General features: G+C 60.1%; 27 protein-coding genes. 20 read left to right on the forward strand and 7 right to left on the reverse strand.

Annotated elements, in window-relative coordinates; genetic code table 11:
• Window positions 1–6: 6 nt before the first annotated feature.
• The 7 genes from Q0M35_RS00635 to Q0M35_RS00665 all read left to right on the forward strand — a co-directional run bounded on the left by Q0M35_RS00635 (window position 7) and on the right by Q0M35_RS00665 (window position 7301).
• Entirely contained in the window at window positions 7–813 is an 807-nt protein-coding gene (locus Q0M35_RS00635; RefSeq protein ID WP_295311162.1) for a cytochrome c oxidase subunit 3, read from the forward strand.
• A 92-nt stretch (window positions 814–905) separates the two neighbouring features.
• Window positions 906–1586, forward strand: a complete 681-nt coding sequence (locus Q0M35_RS00640; protein ID WP_295311164.1) for an SURF1 family protein — start codon at window positions 906–908, stop codon at window positions 1584–1586.
• 4 nt (window positions 1587–1590) lie between these two features.
• Entirely contained in the window at window positions 1591–2979 is a 1389-nt protein-coding gene (gene thrC / locus Q0M35_RS00645) for a threonine synthase (RefSeq protein WP_295311165.1), read from the forward strand.
• The gene (locus Q0M35_RS00650; protein ID WP_295311167.1) at window positions 2976–4238 is read left to right on the forward strand and encodes a pitrilysin family protein; all 1263 of its coding nucleotides are present in this window, start codon (window positions 2976–2978) and stop codon (window positions 4236–4238) included. The genes thrC and Q0M35_RS00650 overlap by 4 nt, the downstream gene beginning before the upstream one ends.
• A complete protein-coding gene (locus Q0M35_RS00655) occupies window positions 4238–4822 on the forward strand; it encodes a GNAT family protein (RefSeq protein WP_295311169.1) in 585 nt (194 codons plus the stop codon). The genes Q0M35_RS00650 and Q0M35_RS00655 overlap by 1 nt, the downstream gene beginning before the upstream one ends.
• 203 nt (window positions 4823–5025) lie before the next feature.
• The gene (locus Q0M35_RS00660) at window positions 5026–5838 is read left to right on the forward strand and encodes an MBL fold metallo-hydrolase (RefSeq protein ID WP_295311171.1); all 813 of its coding nucleotides are present in this window, start codon (window positions 5026–5028) and stop codon (window positions 5836–5838) included.
• A gap of 47 nt (window positions 5839–5885) precedes the next feature.
• Entirely contained in the window at window positions 5886–7301 is a 1416-nt protein-coding gene (locus Q0M35_RS00665; protein WP_295311173.1) for an FAD-binding oxidoreductase, read from the forward strand.
• A 3-nt stretch (window positions 7302–7304) separates the two neighbouring features.
• Here the strand turns inward: Q0M35_RS00665 and Q0M35_RS00670 are convergent, their stop codons facing one another.
• From Q0M35_RS00670 to Q0M35_RS00680, 3 genes are read right to left on the reverse strand one after another with little or no spacing between them, the layout of a single operon-like run.
• On the reverse strand, window positions 7305–8471 hold the full coding sequence (locus Q0M35_RS00670) for an MFS transporter (RefSeq protein WP_295311175.1): 1167 nt from the start codon (window positions 8469–8471) through the stop codon (window positions 7305–7307).
• Between the two features lie 45 nt (window positions 8472–8516).
• Window positions 8517–9047, reverse strand: a complete 531-nt coding sequence (locus tag Q0M35_RS00675) for an adenine phosphoribosyltransferase (RefSeq protein ID WP_295311176.1) — start codon at window positions 9045–9047, stop codon at window positions 8517–8519.
• Between the two features lie 17 nt (window positions 9048–9064).
• The gene (locus tag Q0M35_RS00680; RefSeq protein WP_295311178.1) at window positions 9065–9685 is read right to left on the reverse strand and encodes a LysE family transporter; all 621 of its coding nucleotides are present in this window, start codon (window positions 9683–9685) and stop codon (window positions 9065–9067) included.
• Window positions 9686–9817: 132 nt separating this feature from the next.
• Here Q0M35_RS00680 and Q0M35_RS00685 point away from each other — a divergent pair, with 132 nt between their 5' ends.
• Window positions 9818–10096, forward strand: a complete 279-nt coding sequence (locus Q0M35_RS00685; protein WP_295311206.1) for a DUF1330 domain-containing protein — start codon at window positions 9818–9820, stop codon at window positions 10094–10096.
• On the opposite strand, the gene Q0M35_RS00690 is transcribed toward Q0M35_RS00685, so the two are convergent.
• Window positions 10093–10965: an S-methyl-5'-thioadenosine phosphorylase gene (locus Q0M35_RS00690; RefSeq protein ID WP_295311179.1), complete on the reverse strand. Its 873-nt coding sequence runs from the start codon at window positions 10963–10965 to the stop codon at window positions 10093–10095. The genes Q0M35_RS00685 and Q0M35_RS00690 overlap by 4 nt on opposite strands.
• 343 nt (window positions 10966–11308) lie before the next feature.
• On the opposite strand from Q0M35_RS00690, the gene Q0M35_RS00695 reads away from it, so the two are divergent.
• A complete protein-coding gene (locus Q0M35_RS00695) occupies window positions 11309–12937 on the forward strand; it encodes a SulP family inorganic anion transporter (RefSeq protein WP_295311181.1) in 1629 nt (542 codons plus the stop codon).
• 55 nt (window positions 12938–12992) lie between these two features.
• Here the strand turns inward: Q0M35_RS00695 and Q0M35_RS00700 are convergent, their stop codons facing one another.
• Window positions 12993–13637 carry a CatB-related O-acetyltransferase gene (locus Q0M35_RS00700; RefSeq protein ID WP_295311183.1) on the reverse strand — a complete coding sequence of 215 codons (645 nt, stop codon included), beginning with the start codon at window positions 13635–13637 and terminating at the stop codon, window positions 12993–12995.
• A complete protein-coding gene (locus tag Q0M35_RS00705) occupies window positions 13630–14235 on the reverse strand; it encodes a flavin reductase family protein (protein ID WP_295311185.1) in 606 nt (201 codons plus the stop codon). The genes Q0M35_RS00700 and Q0M35_RS00705 overlap by 8 nt, the downstream gene beginning before the upstream one ends.
• A 103-nt stretch (window positions 14236–14338) precedes the next feature.
• Here Q0M35_RS00705 and Q0M35_RS00710 point away from each other — a divergent pair, with 103 nt between their 5' ends.
• The 7 genes from Q0M35_RS00710 to ptsP all read left to right on the forward strand — a co-directional run bounded on the left by Q0M35_RS00710 (window position 14339) and on the right by ptsP (window position 21091).
• Entirely contained in the window at window positions 14339–14818 is a 480-nt protein-coding gene (locus Q0M35_RS00710; RefSeq protein ID WP_295311186.1) for an N-acetyltransferase, read from the forward strand.
• A 45-nt stretch (window positions 14819–14863) separates the two neighbouring features.
• A complete protein-coding gene (locus Q0M35_RS00715; RefSeq protein ID WP_295311188.1) occupies window positions 14864–15628 on the forward strand; it encodes an EcsC family protein in 765 nt (254 codons plus the stop codon).
• A gap of 165 nt (window positions 15629–15793) precedes the next feature.
• The gene (locus Q0M35_RS00720) at window positions 15794–16255 is read left to right on the forward strand and encodes an NUDIX hydrolase (protein ID WP_295311190.1); all 462 of its coding nucleotides are present in this window, start codon (window positions 15794–15796) and stop codon (window positions 16253–16255) included.
• Between the two features lie 72 nt (window positions 16256–16327).
• Complete coding sequence (locus tag Q0M35_RS00725; RefSeq protein WP_295311192.1) at window positions 16328–16750, forward strand: DUF1178 family protein; 423 nt, start codon at window positions 16328–16330, stop codon at window positions 16748–16750.
• A gap of 3 nt (window positions 16751–16753) precedes the next feature.
• The gene (locus Q0M35_RS00730) at window positions 16754–17392 is read left to right on the forward strand and encodes an SDR family oxidoreductase (protein WP_295311193.1); all 639 of its coding nucleotides are present in this window, start codon (window positions 16754–16756) and stop codon (window positions 17390–17392) included.
• 169 nt (window positions 17393–17561) lie between these two features.
• Window positions 17562–18800 carry an aspartate kinase gene (locus tag Q0M35_RS00735; RefSeq protein WP_295311194.1) on the forward strand — a complete coding sequence of 413 codons (1239 nt, stop codon included), beginning with the start codon at window positions 17562–17564 and terminating at the stop codon, window positions 18798–18800.
• Window positions 18801–18847: 47 nt separating this feature from the next.
• Window positions 18848–21091, forward strand: coding sequence for a phosphoenolpyruvate--protein phosphotransferase (gene ptsP, locus Q0M35_RS00740; RefSeq protein WP_295311196.1), 2244 nt, complete (start codon window positions 18848–18850; stop codon window positions 21089–21091).
• A gap of 4 nt (window positions 21092–21095) precedes the next feature.
• Here the strand turns inward: ptsP and Q0M35_RS00745 are convergent, their stop codons facing one another.
• Window positions 21096–22016 (reverse strand): LysR family transcriptional regulator, encoded by a 921-nt coding sequence (locus tag Q0M35_RS00745; protein ID WP_295311198.1) that lies wholly within the window; start codon window positions 22014–22016, stop codon window positions 21096–21098.
• A 128-nt stretch (window positions 22017–22144) separates the two neighbouring features.
• Between Q0M35_RS00745 and Q0M35_RS00750 the strand changes: the two genes are divergently transcribed.
• From Q0M35_RS00750 to Q0M35_RS00765, 4 genes are read left to right on the forward strand one after another with little or no spacing between them, the layout of a single operon-like run.
• Entirely contained in the window at window positions 22145–22963 is an 819-nt protein-coding gene (locus tag Q0M35_RS00750) for a putative hydro-lyase (RefSeq protein WP_295311200.1), read from the forward strand.
• Window positions 22964–22987: 24 nt separating this feature from the next.
• A complete protein-coding gene (locus tag Q0M35_RS00755; RefSeq protein ID WP_295311202.1) occupies window positions 22988–24019 on the forward strand; it encodes a TRAP transporter substrate-binding protein in 1032 nt (343 codons plus the stop codon).
• A 26-nt stretch (window positions 24020–24045) separates the two neighbouring features.
• The gene (locus Q0M35_RS00760) at window positions 24046–24594 is read left to right on the forward strand and encodes a TRAP transporter small permease (protein WP_295311203.1); all 549 of its coding nucleotides are present in this window, start codon (window positions 24046–24048) and stop codon (window positions 24592–24594) included.
• Window positions 24591–25874, forward strand: a complete 1284-nt coding sequence (locus Q0M35_RS00765; protein WP_295311205.1) for a TRAP transporter large permease — start codon at window positions 24591–24593, stop codon at window positions 25872–25874. Before Q0M35_RS00760 ends, Q0M35_RS00765 begins: the two co-directional genes overlap by 4 nt.
• The last annotated feature ends 196 nt before the right edge of the window (window positions 25875–26070 follow it).

Genomic DNA, 26070 nt, shown 5'->3' on the forward strand with positions numbered 1-26070 from the left:
GCACACATGGCCCATGAAAAGAACCACGACTATCACATTCTGAACCCCTCGATCTGGCCGTTTCTGGGCGCGCTGGCGGGCTTTATCATGCTCTTTGGTGCGGTGCTCTGGATGCAGGATGTCACGCCTTTCATGTTCTGGATCGGATTTGTGGGCGTGCTTTATGTCATGTTCGCCTGGTGGTCCGAGGTGGTCACCGAAAGCAAGGTGGGCGATCACACGCCCGTCGTCCGGATCGGCCTGCGCTATGGCTTTATCCTCTTCATCATGTCCGAAGTGATGTTCTTTGCGGCCTGGTTCTGGAGCTTTTTCAAACACGCCATCTACCCGATGAACGAATACGTAGGCTCGGAATATATCCCGCCGGAGATTTATCAGGTGGATGCGCTGCACCTGCCGCTGATCAACACGCTGGTGTTGCTGCTGTCGGGCTGTGCGGTGACATGGGCGCACCACGCTCTGGTGCATGAGAATAACCGCAAGGACCTGATCTGGGGTCTGGCGATCTCTATCATCCTTGGCGTGCTCTTCACGGCACTGCAGGCCTATGAGTATTCCTATCTGCTCTATCAGGGATGGGAGTTCGGCGGCGACAAGTTCTTCTCCAACTTCTTCATGGCCACGGGTTTCCACGGCGCGCATGTGATCATCGGGACAATCTTTCTTACGGTCTGTCTGATACGTGCGATGAAAGGGCATTTCACGCCTGAAAAGCACGTCGGTTTCGAGGCAGCGGCCTGGTACTGGCACTTTGTGGATGTGGTCTGGCTCTTCCTCTTCTTCGCCGTTTACATGTGGGGTGTGCCGGGCTGAACCACACGCCTTGCAATCCCGCCAGGGGCACGTAAATAGCCAGCGGCGCGCGCAGCGATGCGCGCGCCTTGTTTTTGGGGAGCGGAGGATAAATGCGACGACTTGCATTCCTGCTGATCTTTGGTCTGGGCGGGGCGGCTCTTCTGGGCGGTCTCGGCATCTGGCAGGTGCAGCGTCTTGCGTGGAAAGAGGCGATCATCGATGAGATCGATGCCGCGATCCTGGCCGACCCGGTCGCTTTGCCCGAAACACCCGATCCGGCGCGCGACGCCTATCTTCCGGTACAGGTCACCGGCACGCTGGGTGCCGGTTACCTTCGGGTACTGGTCTCGAAAAAGCAGGTGGGTGCAGGCTACCGTATCATCCGGCCGATGCTGCATGATACCGGGCCGTTGCTTGTGGATCTCGGCTTTGTCTCCGTGGCTGATGCCGGCGGGCTCAGCATAGAGGAAGGGCCGCCCGTCACCATCACCGGGAATCTGCAGTGGCCGCAGGAGACGGACAGCTTCACCCCGCCGCCTGACACTGATAAAAACATCTGGTTTGCGCGCGACGTCTCCGCCATGGCGGATGCCCTGAATACACGGCCCGTCCTGGTCGTAAGGCGTGACGTGCCGTTTCCGGACAGCCCGCTGACGGCAATGCCGGTGGACACCAGCGCGATTCCGAACGATCACTTGCAATACGCGATCACGTGGTTCTCTCTGGCCGCGATCTGGGTTGCGATGACTGCCTTCTTCCTGCGTCGCGGCTCCGCGGCCAACCGGATCTGACCCCATGCGTTACATCTCGACCCGCGGCACAGCCCCCGTTCTGAATTTTGAAGAGGCAATGCTCACGGGCCTTGCCCGGGACGGCGGGCTTTATGTGCCGGAGACGATCCCGCAGATGACCGCCACCGAAATCGCCGCTCTTGAGGGGCTGAGCTATGAGGCAATCGCTTACCGGGTGATGCGGCCTTTTGTGGGTGATGTATTTACCGACGACGAATTCGAGGGGATCATCGACCGCGCTTATGCAGGTTTTGGTCATGCTGCCCGTGCACCGCTGAAACAACTCGACCAGGGGCATTTTCTGCTGGAGCTTTTCCACGGGCCGACGCTGGCGTTCAAAGACTTTGCCATGCAACTCATCGGCCAGATGTTCCAGACCGCTTTGGGGCGCAAGGGTGAGCGCGTCACGATTGTGGGGGCTACATCCGGCGATACCGGGTCGGCGGCGATTGAAGCGTTCCGCGGGCTCGACAATGTGGATGTGTTTATCATGTACCCGCACGGGCGCATCTCGGAAGTGCAGCGCCGCCAGATGACCACCCCGCAGGAAAGCAATGTGCACGCGCTAGCTATGGACGGGGATTTTGACGCCTGCCAGGCGCGGCTCAAAGATATGTTCAATGACTTTGAGTTCCGCGACGGCGTACGGCTCGCCGGTGTGAATTCGATCAACTGGGGCCGTGTGCTGGCGCAGGTCGTGTATTACTTCTCCTCTGCTGTCGCTCTGGGTGCACCGCACCGATCCGTAAGCTTTACCGTGCCTACGGGTAACTTCGGTGACATCTTTGCCGGCTACATCGCCAAGCGGATGGGGCTGCCCGTCGATCGCCTGGTCGTGGCGACCAATCAGAACGACATTCTGCATCGCTGCCTGTCGGGGCAGGGCTATCACAAGGGCGAGACGGTGCCGTCGATCAGCCCGTCGATGGACATTCAGGTCAGCTCAAACTTTGAACGTGCGCTTTTTGATGCCTATGACCGGGAAGCGCCGGCCGTGGTGCAGCTGATGGACGAGCTGAAAGCAGGGGGCTTTGATGTAAGCCAGGGGGCGATGCAGGTTCTGCAGTCGCATTACAGCTCCGGGCGCGTCTCTGAGGCGGAAACCTCGGCCACGATCACCTCAGAGCTGAAAGCCAGCGGTGAGCTGCTTTGTCCGCACTCTGCGGTCGGTGTCCGCGTGGCTAAGGCGCAGCGCGAGACCGGCACGCCGATGATCACCCTGGCGACTGCGCACCCGGCGAAATTCCCCGATGCGGTTGAGCAGGCCTCGGGCATCCGCCCGCCCTTGCCCCCGCGCATGGCTGACCTGTATGAACGCAGCGAGAGGGTGAGCAGGGTGCCGGATGATCTGGAGGCTCTGAAGGGGTTTATCAGGGAGACTATCTCAGCGTGACATTAGAACAGCACCGTTTGGCCAACGGGTTTCGTATCGTGACCGAACATATGCCGGGTCTCGCCTCGGCCTCCGTCGGGGTCTGGGTAACCGCCGGCGCGCGTCATGAAAAGCCCGGACAGAACGGCATCGCCCATTTCCTCGAGCATATGGCGTTCAAGGGCACCAAGCGGCGATCGGCGTTGCAGATTGCGGAAAGTATTGAGGATGTGGGAGGCTATATCAATGCCTACACGAGCCGTGAGGTAACGGCCTATTATGCACGTGTGCTGGAAAACGACGTGCCGCTGGCGCTGGATGTAATCTCGGATATTCTGCTGAACCCGACGCTCGAAAAGGCGGAGATTGAGGTTGAGCGCGGCGTAATTCTGCAGGAGATTGGTCAGGCTCTGGACACCCCCGATGACGTGATATTTGACTGGCTTCAGGAAGAGGCCTATCCCGATCATCCGATGGGCCGCACGATCCTGGGACCGGCGGAACGGGTTTCGGCCTTTACCCGGGCGGATCTGAAGAAATTCATCACCCAGCACTACGGGCCTGAGCAGATGATCCTGGCAGCGGCCGGTGCCGTTGATCACGAGGCGATTGTCCGGCTTGCCGAAGAGCTCTTCGGAGAGATGGAAGTGCGCCCTGCTGCCACAGTGAAGGCCGCGCAGTTTGCCGGTGGTGAGCGGCGGCAGGTCAAAGCGCTGGAGCAGGCTCATTTTGCGATGGCCTTTGAGAGCCCCGGATACCGGGACAATGCGATCTACACAGCTCAGATATATGCGTCCGCCCTTGGCGGGGGTATGTCCAGCCGGCTCTTTCAGGAGATCCGCGAAAACCGCGGGCTGTGTTATTCCATCTTTGCTCAGGCCGGGGCCTACGCGGATACCGGCATGACCACGATATATGCCGGCACCTCGGCGGCGCGGCTGTCGCAACTCGCGGAGATCACCATCGACGAGATGAAACGCGCGGCGAGTGACATGTCGCCGGCTGAGGTGGCCCGCGCGCGGGTGCAGATGAAAGCGGGTCTGCTGATGGGGCTGGAGAGCCCGTCCAACCGCGCCGAACGTCTGGCGCGGCTGGTGCAGATCTGGGACCGGGTGCCGCCACTTGAGGAAACCGTAGAGCTCATTGATGCGGTCACGACCGGGGATGTGCGCGAGTTTGCTGAAGGTATGGCCTCTGCTGCGCCTGCGGCCATGGCGCTTTATGGTCCGGTTGAAGACGCGCCGACGCTTGAGCGGTTGCAGGAGCGCCGGGCGGCCTGATGCTGCGCGGCTTTCGCAAACTGAAGATAGAAACGGAGCGGATGACGCTGCGCCCGCCGGTGCACTCGGATTTCCGGGCCTGGTCGGTGCTGCGCGCGCAAAGCGTTGACTACCTGCGGTCATGGGAGCCGAGCTGGGCGGATGATCATCTGACACGCAAGGCCTTTACCAACCGGGTCTACTGGGCACAGAGGTCGGTCTCGGGTGGCACGGCCCTGCCGCTTTTCCTGATCCGACGCAGCGATTCTGTGCTGCTGGGTGCCATTACGCTCGACAATATCCGGCGCGGGCCTGCTCAGGCCGGCACGCTGGGATACTGGACCGGCGAGCCCTTTGCGCGCCAGGGCTATATGCGTGAAGCGATCACAGCACTTGTACATCACGCTTTTACGCGGCTCGACCTGAGCCGGATCGAGGCGGCATGCCTGCCGGAGAACGCGGCCTCCCGCGGATTGCTGGAGACCTCCGGGTTCAAATATGAGGGTGTGGCGCAAAGCTATCTGCAGATTGACGGGCGCTGGCGTACGCATGTGCTTTATGCAGCCCTGCGCGGCGACAGGCGTGGCAAAGCCGCGGCCTCCTGAGACCTTCGTGTTAAACTGAGCGGCTGCGCCGCGCGACAGGCCCCGGTCCCTTTCCTGCGGAACGGGACCAGGATGCGCCTTCGGCGCGCGCACTTTTGCCGTAAGATGAGGCAGTTGACCGCAGGATTTGTGCGGCGACGGGGTCAGGGTGCTGATTTTACTTCGGGGTGCGCTATTGTCTTTAACGACAGGGGGAACTGACCATGCTGATCCGCGCATTCATTTTGCTGTTGTTATCCGCCGCCGGCATTTCTGCGCAGGAGCGCACGCCGAGCCATTGTGTGGCGCTTGCACAGTCCGCGCCGGGACTGGAATATGTGCAGCCTGCAGCCCTCGGGCCCGTTCCGTCAGAGACGGTCAGATTGCATTATATCAATCACGCCAGTTTCCTCATCCGCAGCCATGGCGGGCTGAATATGGTGACCGATTACACCGGCTACACCGGCACGCTGCCCTGGATCCCGGATGTGGTGACGATGAACCATGCGCATGACACGCACTGGACGGCTTTTCCCGATCCTGCAATTCCGCATGTGCTGCCGGGCTGGGGTGAGTTTGGTGCGGGCATCGATCATCGTCTGGATCTGGGCGAGGTGCTGGTACGCAACGTCTCCACCGATATCCGCTCGCAGTTTTCAGATCTCGAGACCGAGGGCAATTCGATTTTCATTTTCGAGATGGCAGGGCTTTGCATCGGGCATCTGGGGCATCTGCATCACGAACCGGATGCAGAGCAATATGCCGCGATCGGGCGGCTCGATGTGGTGATGGCACCGGTGGACGGGGGCTATACACTGGATCTGCCGACGATGACGCGGGTGCTCAAGAGGTTGCGCTCCTCCGTTGTGATCCCGATGCACTGGTTCTCTCTTTATGCGCTGGATGAGTTTCTGGCCGGCATGTCGGATGAGTTCACCGTGATAGACACCGGCGCGCCGTCTCTGGAGATTTCGCTGGATAAACTGCCCTCGCGGCCCACAATCATGGTGTTGCGGCCGGAATACCTGAGCGAATAGGCAGGCTACCCGCTTGCATATCGCCACCGGAAAGGGGATCAGGTTTTATGACCCTTATTTCAGCTGACACAGAGTTTGCGGCGCGGCTCAAGGCGCAGTTTTCCGATGATATCGTTGCGGATACCGAGCCGCGATACCTTGAAGAGCCGCGCGGCACCTGGCAGGGGCGGCCGACGCTGGTGGCAAAGCCGCGCAACGTTGAGGAGGTGGCCGGCCTCATCCGTGCAGCGTCTGAGGCGCGGGTTCCCGTCATTCCCTATGGCGGCGGCACCGGTCTGGTGGGCGCGCAGATATCGCCTGAGGGGCCTTTGCCACTGATCCTATCGCTGGAGCGGATGACGGCAGTGCGCGCGGTCTGGCCCGAAGAGAACGTCCTGATCGTTGAAGCCGGTGTGATCCTTGCCGACGTGCAGGCGGCCGCGCGTGACGCCGGCCGGCTTTTTCCATTGTCGCTGGCGGCGGAGGGGACCGCGCGCATCGGCGGCAACCTTGCCACGAACGCAGGCGGTACCGGGGTGCTGCGCTATGGCAATACCCGCGATCTTTGTCTGGGCCTCGAGGCGGTGCTGCCGGACGGGCAGATCTGGCACGGGTTGCGGCGCTTGCGAAAAGACAACACCGGTTATGACCTGCGTAATCTCCTGATCGGGTCTGAAGGAACGCTTGGTGTGATTACGGCGGCGGCGATGAAGATGTTTCCGCAGCCTCACGACATCGGGACTGCAGTATTTTCTGTCGCCTCTCCGGCGGCGGCGCTCACGTTGCTCTCGATGGCACGTGAGCGGCTCGGAGATATGGTCAGCGCGTTTGAGCTGATCAGCGGACAGGGGCTGGCCTTTCTCCGACAGGAGCTGCCTGAGATAAGGCAACCCTTTGAGGCGGCCCCGGACTGGTCTGTTCTTATCGAGGTAGGCGTAGCGGCCGGTATGAAAGCGCAGTCTGCACTTGAGGACCTCTTTGAGCACGGTCTTGAAAAGGATCTGGTCATCGACGGCGTGATTGCCCAGAGCGCGCAGCAAAGCGACGCTTTCTGGTCAGTGCGCGAGCATATCCCGGAGGCCAACAAACGCATCGGTGCAGTGGTCTCCAGCGATGTTTCCCTGCCGCTCGGTGCACTGGCTGACTTCATCAAAGCCGGCCCGGCACGCATCGCGACGGTCGGGGAATTCCGGATCAACTGTTTCGGACACATGGGTGACGGCAACCTGCACTATAATATTTTCCCTGTGGAGGGGCGCAGCAAGAAGGATCATCTGGGTGACCGTGAAAATGTGCAGCGGGCAATACATGATCTGGTGCATGAGTTTGACGGCTCCTTCAGCGCGGAACACGGAGTGGGGCGGCTGAAGGTAGGTGATCTGGAACGCTATGGCGATCCTGCGAAGCTCTGTGCGATGCGGGCGATCAAACATGCGCTTGATCCGCTGGGGATTATGAACCCGGGTGCCGTGCTGCGCGCATAAGGCTCAGGCCGCAGATTGTGCCGGTACAGCGCTGCGCTGATATATGAGCAGACAGCCCAGTGCGCATGCAATCATCACGATACCGCAAAGAAAGGCGGCACCGGCATCGGCTGCCTTTTCCGCAAAATGGCCGCCGATGGCCGGCGCACTCATCATCGCGACATAGTATATGGTGAAAAAGACGCCCATTCCGAGCGCCCGGGCCGGCGGTGCAAGAACTTTTGAGGGCAGGGTCATCACGGGACCTGCCGCCAGGCCGGCGATCAGACCGGCAATACCATACGCGGGCAGCGCGAGGGCGGGGGGGACGACGGGCAGGATAAGCAGACACAGAGCAAAGCTCAGCAGGCTGGCAAAGATGATGGCGACCGTGCGACCGGTCCTGTCGGCAAGAAGGCCGCCTGACGGAACGCCGATGGCCAGCGTGAACATGAAAAAGCTGATGACCGGGCCGGCGGTGGCCGCGGTCATGCCCCGTTCGGTCAGCAGCAGCGGTCCGAATGCAAACACCATCGCGCAGCCGGCGTTGTACAGGGCCCAGACGCCACCGGCGGCGAGCAGTGGCGTCACGGGCAACCGCCGCGAGGGCGCGCCGGCAGCCACAGCAGCAGACGCGCCGGCAGGCCGGTATATCACCGCCAGCGCCACGATTGCCACCGCGATGATCGTGATGACCCCGGTGTCAGCGAGTACGAGGCCGCCACCTGCCGCAAGCACCGGCAGAATGAGCAGCGCCAGCGCAATCCCCGCGGGCCATGAGCAGATAAAAATCCCCATCGCGGTGCCGATCTCCCGGCCCTCAAACCAGTCGACCAGCATCTTTGTCATGATTACGTTGATCACTACACCGCCGACGCCCGCCAGGACCCGACCGGCCGCGATCAGGTTCCAGTCGCGGGCAAAGGTGATCATCACGGCACCGGCCAGCATCAGGCCGAGGCTGGCCATCGTGACTCGCTTATCTCCGAAACGGGCGGCAATCGTTCCACCGGGGATTGCCACAAAGATGCCTGGCCCGAGATAAAGGCCGATCAGAATGCCCAGATCGGCAATGCTCAGCAGATAGCTGTCAACGAGCTGCGGCGAGAGTGCCGCGACAGACTGATACTGAAACGCCATCGCCGTGCGGGCGAAAAACAGAACGGCAAGAATGTTCCAGCGCGATGTCATATGGTGTATCTTCCGGATGAGGCAGGACTGGCAGGCGCGGCCATATCACAGACCTTCAAAAGCGCAGAGCGCATGTACATCCATGCCCATCGCCTCAAGTCTCGCCCGTCCGCCAAGCTCCGGCAGATCGATGATAAATGCGCAGGATACGATTTCTCCGCCCAGCCGTTCGATTAGTTTTATCCCCGCTTCGGCGGTGCCGCCCGTGGCCAGCAGATCATCTACCACCAGTATTTTCTCGCCGGCCTGGATTGCATCGTCGTGGATCTCGACAATCGCCTCTCCGTATTCAAGCTTGTATTCCTGACTGATGGTGGTGCCGGGGAGCTTGCCCTTCTTGCGGACCGGCACGAAACCGACGGAGAGCTGATGGGCGATTGCGCCGCCCAGAATGAACCCGCGCGCCTCCAGCCCCACGACCTTGTCGATGTCGATCCCGGCATAGGGGTGCAGCATCTGGTCGATGGCCATCCGGAACCCGCGCGGATCGGCAAAAAGCGTTGTCACGTCGCGGAACATGATCCCCTCATGGGGGAAATCGACGATGGTGCGGATGTAGTCCTGAACGGTTTTCATGAGGTGTTTATTCCTTTTCAGGCTGCGCGGCGCAGCGTTGCGGTGAGCGCGCCCATTGCAATGAGTGTGGCCCCGCCGGCGCGGGTGACCCAGGTGATGACAGAAGGCCGCGCGATCAGGCCGCGCAGCCGGTCGGCCAGCAATGCATAAGCCAGCACGTTGAGTGCAGCGAGCCCCACGAAGGTGCTGATGAGAATGGCGAACTGCGGCAACAGCGGCGCATCAGGCCGGATAAACTGCGGCACGAAGGCGATGAAAAAAGCGATGGATTTGGGGTTCAGCGCTGTGACAGTCGCTGTGTGCCCGAAAACGCTGCGCGGGTTCACGTCCTTTGCCGGGGCGAGCCCGCCAGACGGGGCGGACCGCATAAGCCGGATGCCCAGCCAGACCAGGTAGGCAGCGCCCGTCCATTTGAGCAGGCTAAAGGCTGTGGCGGAGGCCAGTACCAGCGCCCCCAGGCCGACCAGCGAGGCGGTCATTGCGACAAGGTCCCCCAGCGCCACGCCAGCAGCAGAGGCAAGAGCCACACTGCGCCCTTTTGAAAGTGCATAGGACAGCACCAGCAGAACGGTCGGCCCGGGGATCAGCAAAAGGGCGCTCGAGGCGGCCACAAAGGTCAGCCATATATCGAGGGGCATTATGTGCGTCTCCTGGTGTCAGGTCCGGGGCCAGTCTTGCGCAAGATCAGACCCTTTGACAATGTGAAGCGTGACCACCCGGTGCAGAAACGAATAAAAGAAGGCGGCATCGCCGCTGTGTGAATTAATGTCATCGGACAGCGGGATAACCACCATTCAGAGCGCTACTGGTCTCACCTTGCGGGGCTCATGCCGGTATCTGAGAGCCATGGCAGCAAAATCCATGCAACGACATCGGGTGAGAGATCAATGGCAGAGGGTATGTGTGCGTACCGGAAAATAGTAATGGCACAGTTTGCTGACCGCGCAGCCGCCGAAAGCCGGCTTGCGGTTTCAGAATACAACGTACTGTCGGCTCCCCGGCAGAGCGCGGCGCATTCCGACCTCGCCATTGTGGATGGCATCGTCTAGAGCACACGCCCTGCAACAGCGTCGAGTTTTGAAACTACTGCGGGGTCACGCGCATCGGACTGCGTCAGGATCGCATACTCAAGGGCCCGGTCACAGCCGTGCGGGCAGGGCGCGCGGTCAGCCCCCAGCAGGCCCGGCAGGCGACGCACCAGATCCCGGGCTTTGCCCGCATTTCCCATCAGCGTTTTTATGATATCGCTCACATCAACCTCGCCGTGCTCAGGATGCCAGCTGTCGTAATCTGTGATCATAGCGACTGATGCATAGCAAAGTTCGGCCTCCCGGGCGAGTTTGGCCTCTGGCATATTGGTCATACCAATTACGTCCGCGCCCCAGCTTTCGCGATACATTTTTGATTCCGCCAGGGTCGAGAACTGCGGGCCCTCCATCGCCAGATAGGTGCCGCCATTGTGCACAGTGATGCCGGCATCCTGCGCGGCCGTCAGGCAGGCCGCCCCCAGACGCGGGCATGTCGGGTGCGCGACCGACACATGGGCCACGCAGCCGGTGCCGAAGAATGATTTTTCCCGTGCGAAAGTGCGGTCAATGAACTGATCGACAATGACAAAATGCCCGGGGGCCATCTCTTCACGGAATGACCCGCAGGCGGAGACCGAAATCACGTCGGTGACGCCGAGGCGTTTGAGGGCGTCGATGTTTGCGCGATAGGGCACAGTTGTCGGGCTGTGCACATGGCCCCGGCCGTGCCGCGGCAGAAAAGCCATTCCGACACCGCCCAGTGAACCGGTCAGCACCGCGTCGGACGGCGCGCCCCAGGGTGTGTCAACAGAAGTCCAGGCGGCGTCTTCAAGGCCCTCGATGTCATAAATGCCCGAGCCGCCGATCACGGCGATTTTTGTCTCTGTCATAGTGGTCTCCTGATGGCCTGTCCGCAGATCGTGGCGCTGTTCCGGCGGGAATTCAACATGGTGAAGTATGAGAAATGTCACCCTGTCATCAAAGAGATGTGAAAGGTGCGCGCGGTGGCCCGGGGTGCGCCGGCCGGTGACAGATTTTCAGGGCGACGTGTTTATTTGAAGAGAGTAACGATTGTCTCGCTGCGGGCAGTTTCACCGGATTTTTACCACGATGCATCATACCGGTACTGTGCCGCGGGGGTTTTCATTTCGCATCAAACAGTCTAGGCAGCGCGCAACGCAAGGCCTGAGTGCCTGACCCCCTCCCGCTCAACGACACCACGAGGAGCCATGCATGGCTAAGACGACGTTCCGTTCTTTTGCAAAAAATCTTGACGTTACGGATCTGCGGTGGGCGCCGAAAGAAGGACTTACGCCTGCTCGGCTGCGTATTGAACTGCTCTCGGGACTGACCGTTGCGCTGGCGCTGGTGCCCGAAGCTGTGGCCTTTGCATTTGTTGCGGGTGTGCACCCGCTGGTCGGGCTTTACGCAGCGTTTCTTGTTGGTCTGATCACCGCGCTCATCGGGGGCCGCCCGGGCATGATTTCGGGGGCCACGGGTGCGCTTGCGGTTGTGATGGTGGCGCTGGTCGCAGAACACGGTGTGGAATATCTTTTCGCCACTGTGGTGCTGATGGGGCTTTTGCAGGTCTTCGCCGGGGTCATGCAGTGGGGAAAGTTCATTCGCCTGGTGCCGCATCCGGTGATGCTGGGTTTTGTGAACGGGCTCGCGATCGTTATTTTCCTGGCGCAGATGAGCCAGTTCAAAGTGCCGGGAACCATGGAAAACACAGGCCACGGCCTGGGGGGCGGTGAATGGCTTTCAGGCGGCCCGCTTGTTCTGATGCTGGTTCTGGTGGCCGCGACGATGGTGATCATCTGGATCATGCCGCGCATCACCAAGGCAGTGCCTGCGCCGCTTGCGGGGATCGGTATTGTTGCAGCGGTGGTGATCGGTTTTGGTCTGGACGTTCCGCGGGTCGGCGATCTGGCATCCATTCAGGGTGGCTTGCCGCCGTTCCATATACCTATGGTGCCGCTGACTTTTGAGACCTTCGAAATCATTCTGCCCTATGCGGTGATCCTCGCCGCCATTGGTCTGATTGAGAGCCTTCTGACGCTGAACCTGGTGGGAGATATGACCAATCAGCGCGGTGGTGCCAGCCAGGAATGTATCGCTCAGGGTGTGGCCAATACAGTGACTGGTTTCTTTGGTGGAATGGGTGGCTGTGCAATGATCGGCCAGTCGATGATCAACGTGAAATCGGGTGGCCGGACACGGGTCGCGGGTATTGCCGCGGCGGTGTTTCTGCTGCTCTTTATCCTCGTGGGCTCATCGGTGATCGAACTTATTCCCCTCGCGGCTCTGGTCGGTGTCATGTTTATGGTGGTCATCGGCACCTTTGCCTGGAACTCGCTGACCATCCTGCGCAAAGTTCCGCTGACGGATGCATTTGTGATCCTGCTGGTGACGGTGGTGACGGTGATGGAAGACCTCGCTGTCGCGGTGGTCGTCGGCGTGATCGTGAGCGCTCTGGCCTATGCCTGGAACAATGCGCGCCGGATTTATGCCAAGACCTATACAACCCCGGAAGGTGCCAGAGTTTATCAGGTGCAGGGGCCACTCTTTTTCGGATCCAGCGAAGGATTTTCGGAATTATTCGACGTTCAGGGTGACCCGTCAGAAGTAATCGTCGATTTCGCCGACAGCCGGGTGGTGGATCAGTCAGCACTGCAGGCGATCGAGGCGGTGGCCGGCAAGTATGAGGAGGTCGGCAAGCGGTTACAGCTGCGCCATCTGAGCCGGGACTGCCACCGCTTGCTGGCCAAAGCAGGCCACCTGATGATCGACAGCGATGATGATCCCGACTATGCGCTGGCGGTTAATTATCAGGTGCGCACAGGCATTCTGGGCGGTCACTGACGTCGCGCGTCGCTCTTGCGCTGCCGCGCAAGACGCCCCGCCCGCCGTCCCGTGGTCAGGTCGCGCTGCGCGGTGCCTGACGGGTCAATGCTTCGATGTCAGCTGACATAAGCGCGTCCTGTGACGCGGTAATCCGGTCTGCGGGCCAGTCCCACCAGGCCAGTGCGTTGAGATGTGTTATCTCATCCGGCTCAAAGCGCATGCGGACCACTTCGGCAGGATTTCCTGTGGCGATGCAATAATCGGGCAGCGTCCCCCGCACGACAGAACCTGCGCCCACGATCACTCCGTTTCCGATGCGCGCGCCGGGCATCACCATCGCGCCATATCCCAGCCGGACATCATGGCCGATCACAGTGTCGCGCCGGTCCGGCTGATAGCCGTCGCGGCTGTCTGCGTCAAAGACAGGGAAGGGGAACGTGGTGATACCGCTGGCGTCATGGCTGGCGGATGCGGTGATAAAACGCACACCATGGGCGATCTGGCAAAAGCGGCCGATTGTGAGTTTTTCGGTGGAGAACGCAAAGAGATAGGGGGCGAGATGCGTCGCCCAGTCGTCAGGTGGATCGAAATCCGAGGCATAGGTGAAATCACCGACCTCAAACTGCGGATGGTCGATCACACGCGCCAGAAAGACGGTGCCTTTGTGTGGCGTGCCGTCAGGGAGCAGGATGGGGTATGTTTCTGCGCGGTCAATCATCGGGCCTCGAGAGATTAAAGACCTCTCGGACAACTGTATAATCGCGGTAACCCATGCGGGACAGAGGCTGATATGTAGTGACGTCAAATCGCCCGTCGACGATCGCATCGTCGCGCATGTGCACGCCGACAACCTCGCCGAAGACCACGAAATTGCTCTCTCCTTCCATTTGTACGATCTGTGTCATCCGGCATTCAAGCGAGGCCGGTGCTGATGCCACCCGTGAGCAGGCAATTTCGGAGCATTCGGCCGGTGTGATGCCGGCGTGCTCAAACTCATCGGTTTCGCGCGGCAGCATTGCCGAGGAAAGGTTCATCACATCGCGCATCGCATATTCTACGATGTTGACGCAAAACACGCCCGTTTCGCGGATGTTGCCGACGCTGTCTTTGGTGTCGCCACGGTCCTCTTTTGATGATGTAGACGCAAACATGACCTGCGGCGGGACATAGGCCACGGCATTAAAAAACGAATAGGGCGCGAGGTTATTGCGGCCCTGTGCATCGCGCGTCGAGATCCATCCGATGGGACGTGGTGTCACGATGGCGTTGAACGGGTTGTGGGGCAGGCCGTGTCCGTCAGCGGGGCGGTAGAACATTGTGGGCTCCTGATCGATTGCCCGCCGTGTAACGCACCTGTCTGACGGGGACCAGTTGAAAACCCGGGCCGGGCAAGGCATAGCGGCTCGCGTGTATGATGTGATGACAGAGACCGCGCAGGACTGGCATGAGGTCGAAGCGCTTTTTGATCTGTGCTTTGCGCCCGGGCGCGAGGCGCTGTCGTCTTACCGTCTACGCGATGATATTCCCCCGGTTCCCGGGCTGAGTCTCGTGGCGCGCGACAAGGATGGTATCCTCGCCGGGGCAATCCGCTACTGGCCGGTCATGGTCGGAAAGGCGGAGACGCTGCTGCTTGGGCCGGTGGCCGTGCACCCGACCCGGCAGGGCGAAGGTCTGGCTGCGGTCCTCATCCGCGAGTCGCTGGGGCTGGCTGTACTGCGGGGCTGGTCGCGGGTGATGCTTGTGGGCGACGCTCCGTATTACAGCCGTTTCGGCTTTCACCAACTAGAGGGGGTGACGATGCCTCCGCCCACCAATCCGGAGCGGGTGCTGGGCCAGGCGCTGCTTACCGGTGCATGGGACGGGGTGCAGGGTGAGGTCGCGCGGTGGCCCGGCAATTGATTTTGAGGTAATGCTGCCCATCTTCTTTGTGTGAAGGAGAAAGTGATGGATGTGACGGTGCACAGCGGGCCCCCGGTGGATGTGGAGGCTGAACTCGACGCGCTTGCCGCGCGATACAAGGGTGCCTCCGGTCTGGGGATCGAGTTGCTGAATATGATCGGTGGCAGTGCGGAAAACGTGCTTGACCGGCTGCCAAAGCCGGTGCGTGCTGGTCTTCAGGACGCGACAACCGCGGCTCTGACCCAGGCGATGAAGGCTGCAAATTCCAGCCGCGGTGTTGTCGCGGACCAGAAAAGCTGGCTCAATTCTGCGGTGGGTGCTGCGATGGGCGCGGTCGGCGGAATGGGCGGATTGCCCACAGCGCTGGCGGAGCTGCCGGTGACGACGACGTTGCTGCTGCGGGTCATTCAGGGAGTGGCTGCCGAAGAAGGCTTTGATCCTGAAAGTGAAAGTGTTCAGTTCGACTGTATCACCGTTTTCGCAAGCGCCGGACCTCTGAAAGAAGATGACGGTGCGGACCTTGCCTTTCTGTCAACGCGTATCGCGCTATCGGGCCACGCGGTGCGCGGCATCGTTGCCAAAGTGGCGCCGCGTCTGGCGACCGTTCTGGGTCAGAAGCTGGCCGCACAGACGGTCCCGGTGCTGGGTGCAGTGGCCGGTGCGGCGACGAATTACGCCTATACCAGCTATTATCAGGAGGTGGCGCACGTCCATTTCGGGTTGCGTCGACTTGCCATCGAGGCGGATGTGCCGCTGGAAGAACTGGCCGAAAAACTCCGGCGCAGAATAAGCAAAAGAGCGCTGGCCTGACGCGCGTCGCGAACCTGCCCCTAGTGGCAATACGAGGCACGCAGGGTACATCTTGTGCCGGACGGTTGTATTACTTGGCAATCTGACTAAGTTCTGGCATAGTTATCTGAAGCGGAGATAACAGAAAATTAACAGTTTTACAGACAGAGTTCGCTTAAGCGAGACATGATCAAACAGCTCCCCATTTCCGTTTCAGGATCGCGCAAATATGACGTGCGGTCCCAGTTTGCTGCGTTGTGCTACCGCATCCGTAAAGACAAGATTCAGATTTTGCTGATCACCTCGCGCGGCACCCGTCGCTGGATTGTTCCCAAGGGCTGGCCAATGCACGGGCTGACCCCGGCGCAGACCGCCGCTCAGGAAGCATGGGAAGAGGCCGGCGTGCGCGGTCAGTCGGACGGCCGGTGCCTCGGTATTTACTCCTACAGCAAGGAAACTGACGAAAATGGCCATTTTCCCTGTCTTGGGATGATCTTTGCCGTCGAGGTAAGCTCAATCGCTGATGAATACCCCGAAGCGGGCGAACGCGAGCGCCGCTGGGTGTCGCGCAAAAAGGCCGCCAAAATGGTGGATGAGCCTGAACTGGCACGTATTTTGCTGGATTTTGATCCGCGGCGCCCGATCTGAGGCGACTTGACCCGGAGAGGTTTGCGCCCCATCTCTTCGGTAACTGCAACGTCCTTAGGAGACCGTTCTCGAATGATCAGCTACACGCTGAAATGTGATCAGGGACACCGCTTTGACAGCTGGTTTCAGTCAGCGGGCGCTTATGAAACGCTGCGCGCGGCGGGGCATCTGTCCTGCGCGGAATGTGGCTCTCATGGCGTGGAAAAGGCAATGATGGCGCCCCGGGTTGCATCGGCCGATACGCCCGAGAAACCCGACCTGAATACCCCCGACAACGAGACAACCCTGAAAATCGCAAAACTGCGCCGCTATGTAGAGGAAAATGCAGATTACGTGGGCGCGGGTTTTGCCAGCGAGGCGCGGTCAATGTATCTTGGCGCAACGCCGGAGCGGGCGATTTACGGCGAAGCGAATGCTGCGGAAGCCAGACAGCTGATCGAGGATGGCGTGCCGGTGGCGCCACTGCCATTTCTTCCGGGTAAGAAGGCGAACTGAGAAATGACAGTAGTAATTACCGGCTCAAGCCGCGGGATCGGCGAAGGGCTGGCCCGGGCTTATGCCGCGCGCGGCACAGACGTGATCGGGACGACGCGCGATGGCGGCTGGCATCTGGATGTGACCGATGCAGCATCCGTTGAGCGCTTTGCCGGATCGCTGGGGGACCGGCCGGTTGATTTGCTGGTGTGCAATGCCGGGGTCTATCTTGATAAAGGCCATGTGATCGGCGAGGGGTACCAGCCGGAGATCTGGGCGCGCAGTTTTGCCGCGAATGTTACCGGCGTGTTTCTGACGATCGAAGCCTTGTTACCGGCATTGCGCCGCGCGAAAGCCGGAAAGATTGCGATCATATCGTCTCAGATGGCCTCGAGTGAACGCGCGCCCGGAGGCAGCTATGTGTACCGGGCCTCCAAGGCTGCCGTGCTCAATCTGGGACGGAACCTTGCGGCTGACCTCGCACCGGAAGGCATCGCTGTCGGTATTTATCATCCCGGCTGGGTGAAAACGGATATGGGCAGTATGTCGGCCGATATAACTGTCGAGACTGCCGTGGCCGGTCTGATGGCGCGGTTTGATGGGCTGAACATACAAACAACGGGATGTTTCGAGACCTGGGATGGTCGTGCGCATCCATACTAAGCTTTCTGCACAGGTTTGAATGAGTGGCTGAACAAAAGGCCCGCAGCCGGCCCTGCCGGGGTGCCCCTATACTGCATCCTGAGAAATCACGCCTCCGGAAACGCGTGAGACTTGTGATCTGCGCGGTCTGCGCGTAAACCGCGCCCGACTGGTCTGGGGGATGCGGGATATGCCTGTTCTTGTGATGAAATTCGGTGGCACTTCGGTGGCCACCCCGGACCGCATCAGGCGCGCGGCAAAGCGCGTGGGCGTCGAGGTTTCAAAAGGCTATGATGTCATCGTCATCGTTTCGGCCATGTCCGGCAAGACCAATGAGCTTGTGGGCTGGGTGAATGAAACCTCCCCTCTTTATGATGCGCGCGAATACGATGCGGTTGTCTCGTCAGGCGAGAATGTCACGGCCGGCCTGATGGCGCTGACACTGCAGGAGATGGACGTACCCGCGCGCAGCTGGCAGGGCTGGCAGGTGCCTGTCCGCACCACGTCCGCCCATTCCTCCGCGCGCATCGAAGAGATCCCCACAGACAACATCAACAGCAAATTTGCCGAAGGGATGCGGGTGGCCGTCGTCGCCGGTTTCCAGGGCGTGAGCCCGGAAGGACGTATCACCACCCTGGGGCGCGGCGGATCAGATACGACAGCAGTGGCCTTTGCTGCGTCCTTCGGAGCGGAGCGCTGTGATATTTATACGGATGTGGACGGTGTTTATACCACCGACCCGCGGGTCAGCAGCAAGGCGCGTAAACTGGACCGCATCGCGTTTGAGGAAATGCTTGAGCTTGCCTCGCTGGGCGCGCGTGTGCTGCAGACCCGATCGGTTGAGCTTGCGATGCGCTACAAGGTAAAGCTGCGGGTGCTGAGCAGTTTCGAAGAACAGTCGGATGATGCGGGCACGCTCGTCTGTGATGAGGAGGAAATTATGGAAAGCAATGTCGTTGCAGGTGTGGCGTTCAGCCGGGATGAGGCAAAGATGACGCTGGTGAGTGTTGCCGACCGCCCCGGGATCGCCGCCAGTATTTTCACCGCCCTCAGCGACGGTGGCGTGAATGTCGATATGATCGTTCAGAACATCGCCGAAGAGGGGCGCACCGACATGACCTGGTCCTGCCCCACCGATCAGGTGATGCGGGCACAAAAGGCGGTCGAGGCAGCCAAGGCCGATGCGGTGATCAACTATCAGGACGTGATAGCGGACACCGACGTGGCCAAAGTCAGCGTCGTCGGGATCGGCATGCGCAGCCACACGGGTGTTGCGGCTAAGATGTTTCAGGTGCTCAGTGCAGAGGGCATAAACATCAAGGTCATTACGACGTCAGAGATCAAGATTTCTGTGCTGATCGACCGGAAATACATGGAACTCGCCGTACAGGCACTGCATGATGCTTTTGAGCTGGATAAAGCGGCCTGAGCCGGTTGGCTGAATCCGGAAACCGCTGAACCGGGAGGCAGTACCAGGTGGCAGAACGCCCCGAAACAGGGTCCCGCGTGTTGCTGGGCCGTTTGCGTGATGCAATGGCGGGTGATGTCGAAGGGCAGGCCCGGCTCAATAAAATAACGCATCTGATCGCCGACAGCATGGGGTGCGAAGTCTGCTCGATCTATCTGTTCCGGGATCATGAGACACTGGAGCTTTGCGCTACAGAAGGTCTTAATCAGGACGCGGTGCACCAGACCCGGATGAAAGTCGGAGAGGGGCTTGTCGGCCTCGTGGCGCGGCGCCGGTCTGTGATCAACGAACCTGATGCGCCGCAGGCGCGCGGTTTTCGTTTTATGCCCGAAACAGGTGAAGAAATTTATTCCAGTTTTCTGGGTGTGCCGGTGCAGCGGCTGGGCGAGGCGCTCGGAGTTCTGGTGGTACAATCGCGGGCCGCGCGGGTCTATTCCGCCGACGAGGTCTATGCACTGGAAGTGGTCGCGATGGTGCTTGCGGAAATGACCGAGCTTGGTGCCTTTGTCGGTGAAGGCGCTGCCATGTCTGCCCGCCATTCGCAGCCAGCGATGTTTCGCGGCACTGTCGGTCAGGAAGGGGCGGCAGAGGGCCATGTCTGGCTGCATGAACCCCGTGTTGTGGTCACCAACCCGATCGCCGATGATCCGGTGCGCGAAATAGAAAGGCTGCGCGAAGCCGTGGAGCAGCTGCGTGTTGGTGTCGATAAGATGCTCGAAATCGCCGGCTCCCAGGATAAAGACCAGGCCCAGGTTCTTGAAGCTTACCGGATGTTCGCCAACTCCAAAGGCTGGATGCGCCGGATGGAAGACGACATCGGCGGTGGTCTGTCCGCTGAGGCAGCTGTTGAAAAAGAGCAGTCTCTCGCACGGGCCCGGATGGGGCAGGTGACCGATAATTACCTGCGCGAACGCCTGAGTGATCTGGATGATCTTAGTAACCGGCTGTTACGGATATTGACCGGGCAGGGCAAGGATACGGGTGCAGAGATGCCTGCAAACCCGATCCTCGTTGCGCGCAATATCGGGCCTGCGGAACTGCTGGAATACGGGCGCAGCCTGCGCGGCATCGTACTTGAAGAAGGCTCGGTCGGCAGCCATGCGGCAATCGTCGCGCGCGCTCTGGCGATCCCGCTGGTGGTGCATGCAAGCCGCGTGACCACCGAAGCGCTGAACGGTGATCAGATTATGGTCGATGGTGAGCAGGGCATTGTGCATCTGCGCCCGGACGACACCGTTGTGACCGCATTTCGCGACAAAATTGCGATGCTGGCGGAAGCACAGGAGCGCTATGCTTCGATCCGGGACAAGCCCGCCACGACGCTTTGTGGCAACACGGTGGGGCTTTTTATGAACGCCGGGCTGATGGCTGATCTGCCCTCGCTGCCGTCCTCCGGGGCTGAAGGGGTCGGGCTCTTTCGCACCGAGCTGCAGTTTCTGGTGCGCAATCAGATGCCGCGACGGGGCGAGCTTGTCGCCCTTTACAAACGCGTTCTGGATGCCGCCGGTGGCAAGCCTGTGGTCTTCCGAACACTGGATATCGGGTCTGACAAAGTGCTGCCCTATATGAAACCCAACGACGAGCCGAACCCGGCGCTGGGCTGGCGGGCGATCCGGGTGGGCCTCGACAAGCCGGGGATTATGCGGATGCAGCTTCAGGCGCTGATCCGGGCGGCCGAAGGGCGGCCGCTGACGGTGATGTTTCCGTTTGTCGCTCAGTTCGAGGAATATCGCGAAGCCCGCAGGCTCATGGACAAAACTCTGCAGGCCGAAGAGCGCCTCGGTCATCCGTTGCCCGAAACAGTTAAGATCGGTGCCATGCTCGAGACGCCGAGCCTGGGCTTTGCGCCGATGAAGTTTTTTGAGGAAGTCGATTTCCTGTCGATCGGCGGCAATGATCTGAAACAGTTTTTCTTTGCGGCTGACCGGGAAAACGAACGGGTACGGCGGCGCTATGACACGCTGAACGTGTCGTTTCTGAGTTTCATCGAGAATATCGTCGAGCGCTGCGAAAAGACCGGAACACCGCTGTCGTTTTGCGGTGAGGATGCTGGCCGGCCCGTCGAAGCGCTGTGTTTTGCAGCCATCGGGCTGCGGTCCTTGTCAATGCGGCCTGCGTCAATCGGCCCGGTCAAAAGTCTTCTGCGCCGGTCCGACCTGGGAGAAGTGCGCAAAGTCATCGCAGATGCGCGTCATCGTGGCGAGATGTCAGTGCGCCCGGCTGTGATGGAATGGCTGCGTAATCAGGGGTAGTGGTTCAGCCCGCTGCCGTATCGCCATAGGTCTGCCGGAACATCCGGTCTTCCAGAAACGCATTTGCCTCCCGCGTCACGCCTGCCATAAGGTCGCTCACCGGACTGCCTGTCACGTGGCTTGCTGTGAAGGCGATGGGCGGCAGATCGACATCCGTGGGCAGAACAACGAGCCGCCCGTCCGCCAGTTCTTCGCGGATGACAGCCGCCGGGATGGCGCAGATGCCAAAGCCCGCAACCGCCAGTCTGATCAGAGCGCCCAGCGATGATGAGGTCGACATATCCAGTGTCGGCCGTGCATGCGGTGCGAGCAATTCTCGCAAAAGCCGGCTGGGTTTGGTGTTGTTGGCAAAGGTCAGTACGGGCTGTGCTGCGAGCTCTTCCACACTCCATTTCCTTGGTTTCGCCGCCAGTGCCGGGGTCGCGGCGAAAATCATGTCAAAGCTGCACAGATCGCGATTTGTAATACTGGCCTCTGCGACCGGCCCCATCAGAAAGGCAAGATCGATCTCGCGCGAGACCAGTGCATTGCGCAGACTGTCGGTGGAATCCACCATCAGATCAAACGAAAGGCCCTGACGGGTGTCACTGAGCTGGCTGAGAAAATCCGGCAGCCATGTTGCTACGATGGTCTCTGACGCTCCCAGCCGGATTGACTGTTTGACATTGGTCTGACCGCTGAATGCCTCCAGAATATCCTGCTCAAGCGCCATGTACCGCCGCGCCATCGGCAACAGACGCCGCCCCGACGGTGTCAGCCCGGCGTTACGGACACCACGCAGAAAAACCGTGGTCCCGAGGTCCTGCTCCAGCATCTGAATGCGCGCACTCACAGCAGGCTGAGACAGATTGAGCTTCAGAGCCGCCGCGCGGAAACTGCGCAGGGTGGCAATCCAGTAAAAAGTGTCGAGATTCCTGATCCGCAACCTGATCTCCCTATATGATAAATAATTTCTATCAAAATCCTTCTAAACATTCAATTTGACTGCACCAACCAGACGCGGGAGTGTTGTCCGGTGGAAATATTCCGCACAACCGACGCCGGGGGGCTCACGTGTCTGTAAAGGAAAGCCTGAAAGATCTGGATGTCCATGCGCTGCGCCGGCTGATCCGTGCAGGCGGCTATGCCCGTCACACGGCGGGCCTTGCTGCGGGTAAGCTGCAGTGCAATCTGGCAATCCTTCCGGAGGCATATGCTGCTGATTTTATACGCTTTTGCGAGCTGAACCCCAAGCCCTGCCCGATTGTGGCTGTGGGTGAGCCCGGAAACCCGGCGCTGCCTGATCTTGGCGAAGACATCGACATACGAACGGATGTGCCGCGCTACCGACTGTTTCGAAACGGTGTCTTTGACGAGGAAGTGACAGATATTTCCGCCTGCTGGCAGGACGATTTCGTGACCGTGGCACTGGGATGTTCTTTTACCTTTGAAAATGCGCTCATGGCGCAGGGGATCGCTGTCAAACACATCGATCTCGATCAGACGGTGCCGATGTATCGCAGCAATATCGCTCTTGCTCCGGCCGGTCCTTTCGGTGGTGAGATGGTCGTGACCATGCGGCCGATCCCGGAGGCGCGGGTGCAGGATGCCTGGGAGATCAGCGCCCGGTATCCTCACGCGCACGGTGCACCCATTGGCAAGGGCCCGTCAGACAGCTTCGGCATCGCCGATCTTCAGACGCCTGACTGGGGAGACCCGGTTGAGGTTTCTGACGGTGAGGTTCCGGTCTACTGGGCCTGCGGTGTGACGCCGCAAAACGTTCTGATGAAAGCTCAAATTCCGTTCTGCATCACCCATGCACCGGGCCACATGCTGGTCGCGGATGTGGCGGAGGATGCGGATATCCCTGTCTTCAAAGCACACCAACACTGAACAAAATCCAACAAGGAGTTAATTATGCGCAAAACACTTACCCTTCTGGCCGCTACAACCGCGCTGGCCGCCCCGGCCACGGCCGAAACACTGTCTGTTGTGGGCAGCTGGTCCAGTCTGCCGCTGCACCAGCAATATGAGGCACCGTTCTGGAGTGAAACTCTGCCGGCGGCCTCGGATGGCGGCCTGACCGTTGAGCTGACCACGCATAACCAGATGGGTCTGGGCCTTGGCGACATTTACCCGCTCCTGGGTCAGGGCGTCTACGACGTCGCCATGACCGTTGCGGATTATGCCGTTGCCGATGCGCCCGAACTGGAAGGGCTGGATGTTCCGTTGCTGGCGCTGACCGCGGACGAAGCCCGCGCGATGGTTGATGCAGCCCGACCGATGGTCGCCGATATCTACCGCGACCGGTTCAATGCGCACGTACTGGCGATCGCGCCCTATCCGCCGCAGGTGGTCTTCTGCAATCATGAGATTGCCGGGCTTGACGATCTGCAGGGACTGAAAGTTCGTGCATCCGGCCGGATGACCGCAAAGCTGCTCGAAGCGCTGGGTGCGGAGGGCGTCAACGTGTCCTTCTCCGAAGTGCCGGGCGCCTTGCAGAACGGTGTGGTTGACTGCGCCGTCACGGGCGCGGGCTCGGGTTACAGCGCCGGCTGGTGGGAGGTCTCAACGCACCTCATGCCGTTGCCGCTGGGTGGCTGGGATTCGGTGGTCACAGCGATGAACCTCGACAAATGGAACGGTCTGGATGCTGCGACCCAGGAGCTGATTGCTTCCGAAGTCAAAACCAGCTTCGAAGATCCTGCATGGGCAAGCGCTCAGACAGCACTCGTTGATGATATTTCCTGCCTGACCGGAAACGGCGACTGCCCCGCGGGCGAGAGCCGCTCGATGGTTCTGGTTGAGGCCTCGGATGCTGATTTTGCCAAAGCCCGTGAGATCCTGACCACTGAGGTACTGCCTGACTGGGCGGAACGTGCCGGTGGCGACTGGGCTCAGCGCTGGAACGCGTCCGTCGGTCAGGTTGTCGGCGTCGAAATCAAATAAGTCTCTCCCGGGGAGAAAGATCTCAGATGGAACAGGATATTATCAACGCGTTGCGCCGGATCAACCGGGCTGTTGCCCTGATCGTGGGGATCATGCTTTTTGCCTGCGCGGGCATTGTGTTGCTTGATATAATTCTGCGCCGTCTGGGGTCATCTCTGGGGGGAACAGACGAGATCAGCGGTTATGTTATGGCCATTGCTACCTCATGGGGCATGGCCTTTACGCTCCTTGAACTGGGCCATGTGCGCATCGATTTGTTGCGATCGCGGGCGGGAGAGTTTGTCCGCTCGCTGTTTGACGTCTTCTCCATGATCGTGCTCAGCGCCGTTATTGTTATGATCGCCGTCAAAGCCTGGCCGGTGGTGGAGCGTTCGCTGACCAATGGATCGCGCGCGAACACGCCGCTCGAAACCCCGCTGATCTGGGTTCAGACACCGTGGTTTGCGGGCTGGGTGTGGTTTGCTGTGGTCTCCTGCGTAATGACTCTCGTCGCACTGTCGCTGACGCTCAAAGGGCGCCACGGCGAGGTTGAGACGGCGGTCGGTGCCTTTGCTGAACAGGATATGCTGCAATGATCGGATCTGTTGCCGCGGGGCTGCTTGGCCTGCTTACACTGTCAATTCCTGTCGGGATCGTGCTTTTTCTGCTCGGCTTCGGGGTGGATAGCTTCTTTTCGGCTTTCCCGTTGACGCGCGGGCTCGGCAACATGGTCTGGTCGGCATCAAATTCAGCAACGCTGATCGCGATCCCCTTCTTTGTTCTGCTCGGCGAAATACTGGTGCGCAGCGGCGTGGCCACCCGCACCTATGCAGCGCTTGACCGCTGGGTGAGCTGGCTGCCCGGGGGACTGGTGCACGCCAATATTGCCACAGCCACCATGTTTTCCGCGACTTCCGGATCATCCGTCGCAACAGCAGCAACCGTGGCGACCGTCGCGATGCCGCAGGCGGAAAAACTGGGTTATGATCCGCGGCTGTTTTCCGGCGCCATTGCCGCAGGCGGCACGCTTGGGATTATGATCCCGCCGTCCATCAACCTCATCGTCTATGGTTTTCTGACGCAGTCCTCTATCCCGCAACTTTTCCTCGCGGGCTTGTTGCCGGGCCTCGGTCTTGCACTGGCGTTTATGGTGATCACTGTACTTCTGTGTATTCTCAGACCTTCTCTGGGCGGGGTTCGCCGTACCTTTCCGCTGGCGCAGATGATACGCGCGCTGGTGGACCTTATTCCGATCCTGCTGCTTTTTGGCCTGATTGTCGGGTCGATCTACAAAGGCTGGGCTACACCGACCGAAGCGGCCTCCGTGGGAGTGGCCGGCGCGCTGCTGATCGCGTTCTTTTTTGGCGGTGTGTCGTTTGACATGCTGGGCCAGAGCGTGCTTGGGACCGTGAAAATTACCTCGATGATCATGCTGATCGTGATAGGCGCATCATTTCTTAATTTCACGCTGGCCTCCGCAGGCCTGGGGCGCGAGCTGACGGATTTCATGAACGGTCTGGGTTTGACACCTCTGGGCACGATCATGGTGGTGGTGGTTCTTTATATCCTGCTTGGCTTCTTCATCGAAACCCTGTCACTCATGGTCGTGACCATTCCGATTATAGTGCCGCTCGTGGTTGCACAGGGGTATGATCCGATCTGGTTCGGGATCCTGATGATTGTGCTCATCGAGATGGCACTGATCACGCCACCGGTCGGGCTGAACCTTTATGTGGTCCAGGGGGCCCGTAAATCAGGCACGCTGTCCGAGGTCATGGTGGGCACAATTCCTTATGTGGTCGCCATGCTTGTGATGGTCTTTGCGCTGATCGCCTTTCCGTCAATCGCATTGTTTCTGCCGCAGGCCCTGCAGTAAAGGCGTGGGTTTTCCGCGTATGAGCGTCGAGGTGCCTGTTTAGAGCGGCGAAGCATCGGACATTCGGGTCGTTCCGGATGCCGGTGCCCTGCGGCCCACGGGATTTGTCGGCGCTAGCATATCGGTGCCTTTCGCTGCTGTCCGGCGCTCGGGTGGATAAAGGAAGAACAAATTGCAACCGGGCGTACTGGCACTA

Origin of the sequence: Roseobacter sp. (genome assembly GCF_024639605.1) — a bacterium.
Taxonomy (GTDB): Bacteria; Pseudomonadota; Alphaproteobacteria; order Rhodobacterales; family Rhodobacteraceae; genus Roseobacter.

What these genes read in the sequence shown, in the direction of transcription:
- Q0M35_RS00660 (WP_295311171.1), top strand. Translation starts at nt 5,026, where the DNA reads ATGCTGATCCGCGCATTCATTTTGCTGTTGTTATCCGCCGCCGGCATT.
- Q0M35_RS00690 (WP_295311179.1), bottom strand. Translation starts at nt 10,965, where the DNA reads ATGACAGAGACAAAAATCGCCGTGATCGGCGGCTCGGGCATTTATGAC.
- Q0M35_RS00735 (WP_295311194.1), top strand. Translation starts at nt 17,562, where the DNA reads ATGCCTGTTCTTGTGATGAAATTCGGTGGCACTTCGGTGGCCACCCCG.
- Q0M35_RS00730 (WP_295311193.1), top strand. Translation starts at nt 16,754, where the DNA reads ATGACAGTAGTAATTACCGGCTCAAGCCGCGGGATCGGCGAAGGGCTG.
- Q0M35_RS00640 (WP_295311164.1), top strand. Translation starts at nt 906, where the DNA reads ATGCGACGACTTGCATTCCTGCTGATCTTTGGTCTGGGCGGGGCGGCT.
- Q0M35_RS00720 (WP_295311190.1), top strand. Translation starts at nt 15,794, where the DNA reads ATGATCAAACAGCTCCCCATTTCCGTTTCAGGATCGCGCAAATATGAC.
- Q0M35_RS00695 (WP_295311181.1), top strand. Translation starts at nt 11,309, where the DNA reads ATGGCTAAGACGACGTTCCGTTCTTTTGCAAAAAATCTTGACGTTACG.
- Q0M35_RS00675 (WP_295311176.1), bottom strand. Translation starts at nt 9,047, where the DNA reads ATGAAAACCGTTCAGGACTACATCCGCACCATCGTCGATTTCCCCCAT.
- Q0M35_RS00655 (WP_295311169.1), top strand. Translation starts at nt 4,238, where the DNA reads ATGCTGCGCGGCTTTCGCAAACTGAAGATAGAAACGGAGCGGATGACG.
- Q0M35_RS00755 (WP_295311202.1), top strand. Translation starts at nt 22,988, where the DNA reads ATGCGCAAAACACTTACCCTTCTGGCCGCTACAACCGCGCTGGCCGCC.
- Q0M35_RS00680 (WP_295311178.1), bottom strand. Translation starts at nt 9,685, where the DNA reads ATGCCCCTCGATATATGGCTGACCTTTGTGGCCGCCTCGAGCGCCCTT.
- thrC (WP_295311165.1), top strand. Translation starts at nt 1,591, where the DNA reads ATGCGTTACATCTCGACCCGCGGCACAGCCCCCGTTCTGAATTTTGAA.
- Q0M35_RS00705 (WP_295311185.1), bottom strand. Translation starts at nt 14,235, where the DNA reads ATGTTCTACCGCCCCGCTGACGGACACGGCCTGCCCCACAACCCGTTC.
- Q0M35_RS00760 (WP_295311203.1), top strand. Translation starts at nt 24,046, where the DNA reads ATGGAACAGGATATTATCAACGCGTTGCGCCGGATCAACCGGGCTGTT.
- Q0M35_RS00670 (WP_295311175.1), bottom strand. Translation starts at nt 8,471, where the DNA reads ATGACATCGCGCTGGAACATTCTTGCCGTTCTGTTTTTCGCCCGCACG.
- Q0M35_RS00710 (WP_295311186.1), top strand. Translation starts at nt 14,339, where the DNA reads ATGACAGAGACCGCGCAGGACTGGCATGAGGTCGAAGCGCTTTTTGAT.
- Q0M35_RS00725 (WP_295311192.1), top strand. Translation starts at nt 16,328, where the DNA reads ATGATCAGCTACACGCTGAAATGTGATCAGGGACACCGCTTTGACAGC.
- Q0M35_RS00765 (WP_295311205.1), top strand. Translation starts at nt 24,591, where the DNA reads ATGATCGGATCTGTTGCCGCGGGGCTGCTTGGCCTGCTTACACTGTCA.
- Q0M35_RS00665 (WP_295311173.1), top strand. Translation starts at nt 5,886, where the DNA reads ATGACCCTTATTTCAGCTGACACAGAGTTTGCGGCGCGGCTCAAGGCG.
- Q0M35_RS00635 (WP_295311162.1), top strand. Translation starts at nt 7, where the DNA reads ATGGCCCATGAAAAGAACCACGACTATCACATTCTGAACCCCTCGATC.
- Q0M35_RS00715 (WP_295311188.1), top strand. Translation starts at nt 14,864, where the DNA reads ATGGATGTGACGGTGCACAGCGGGCCCCCGGTGGATGTGGAGGCTGAA.
- Q0M35_RS00700 (WP_295311183.1), bottom strand. Translation starts at nt 13,637, where the DNA reads ATGATTGACCGCGCAGAAACATACCCCATCCTGCTCCCTGACGGCACG.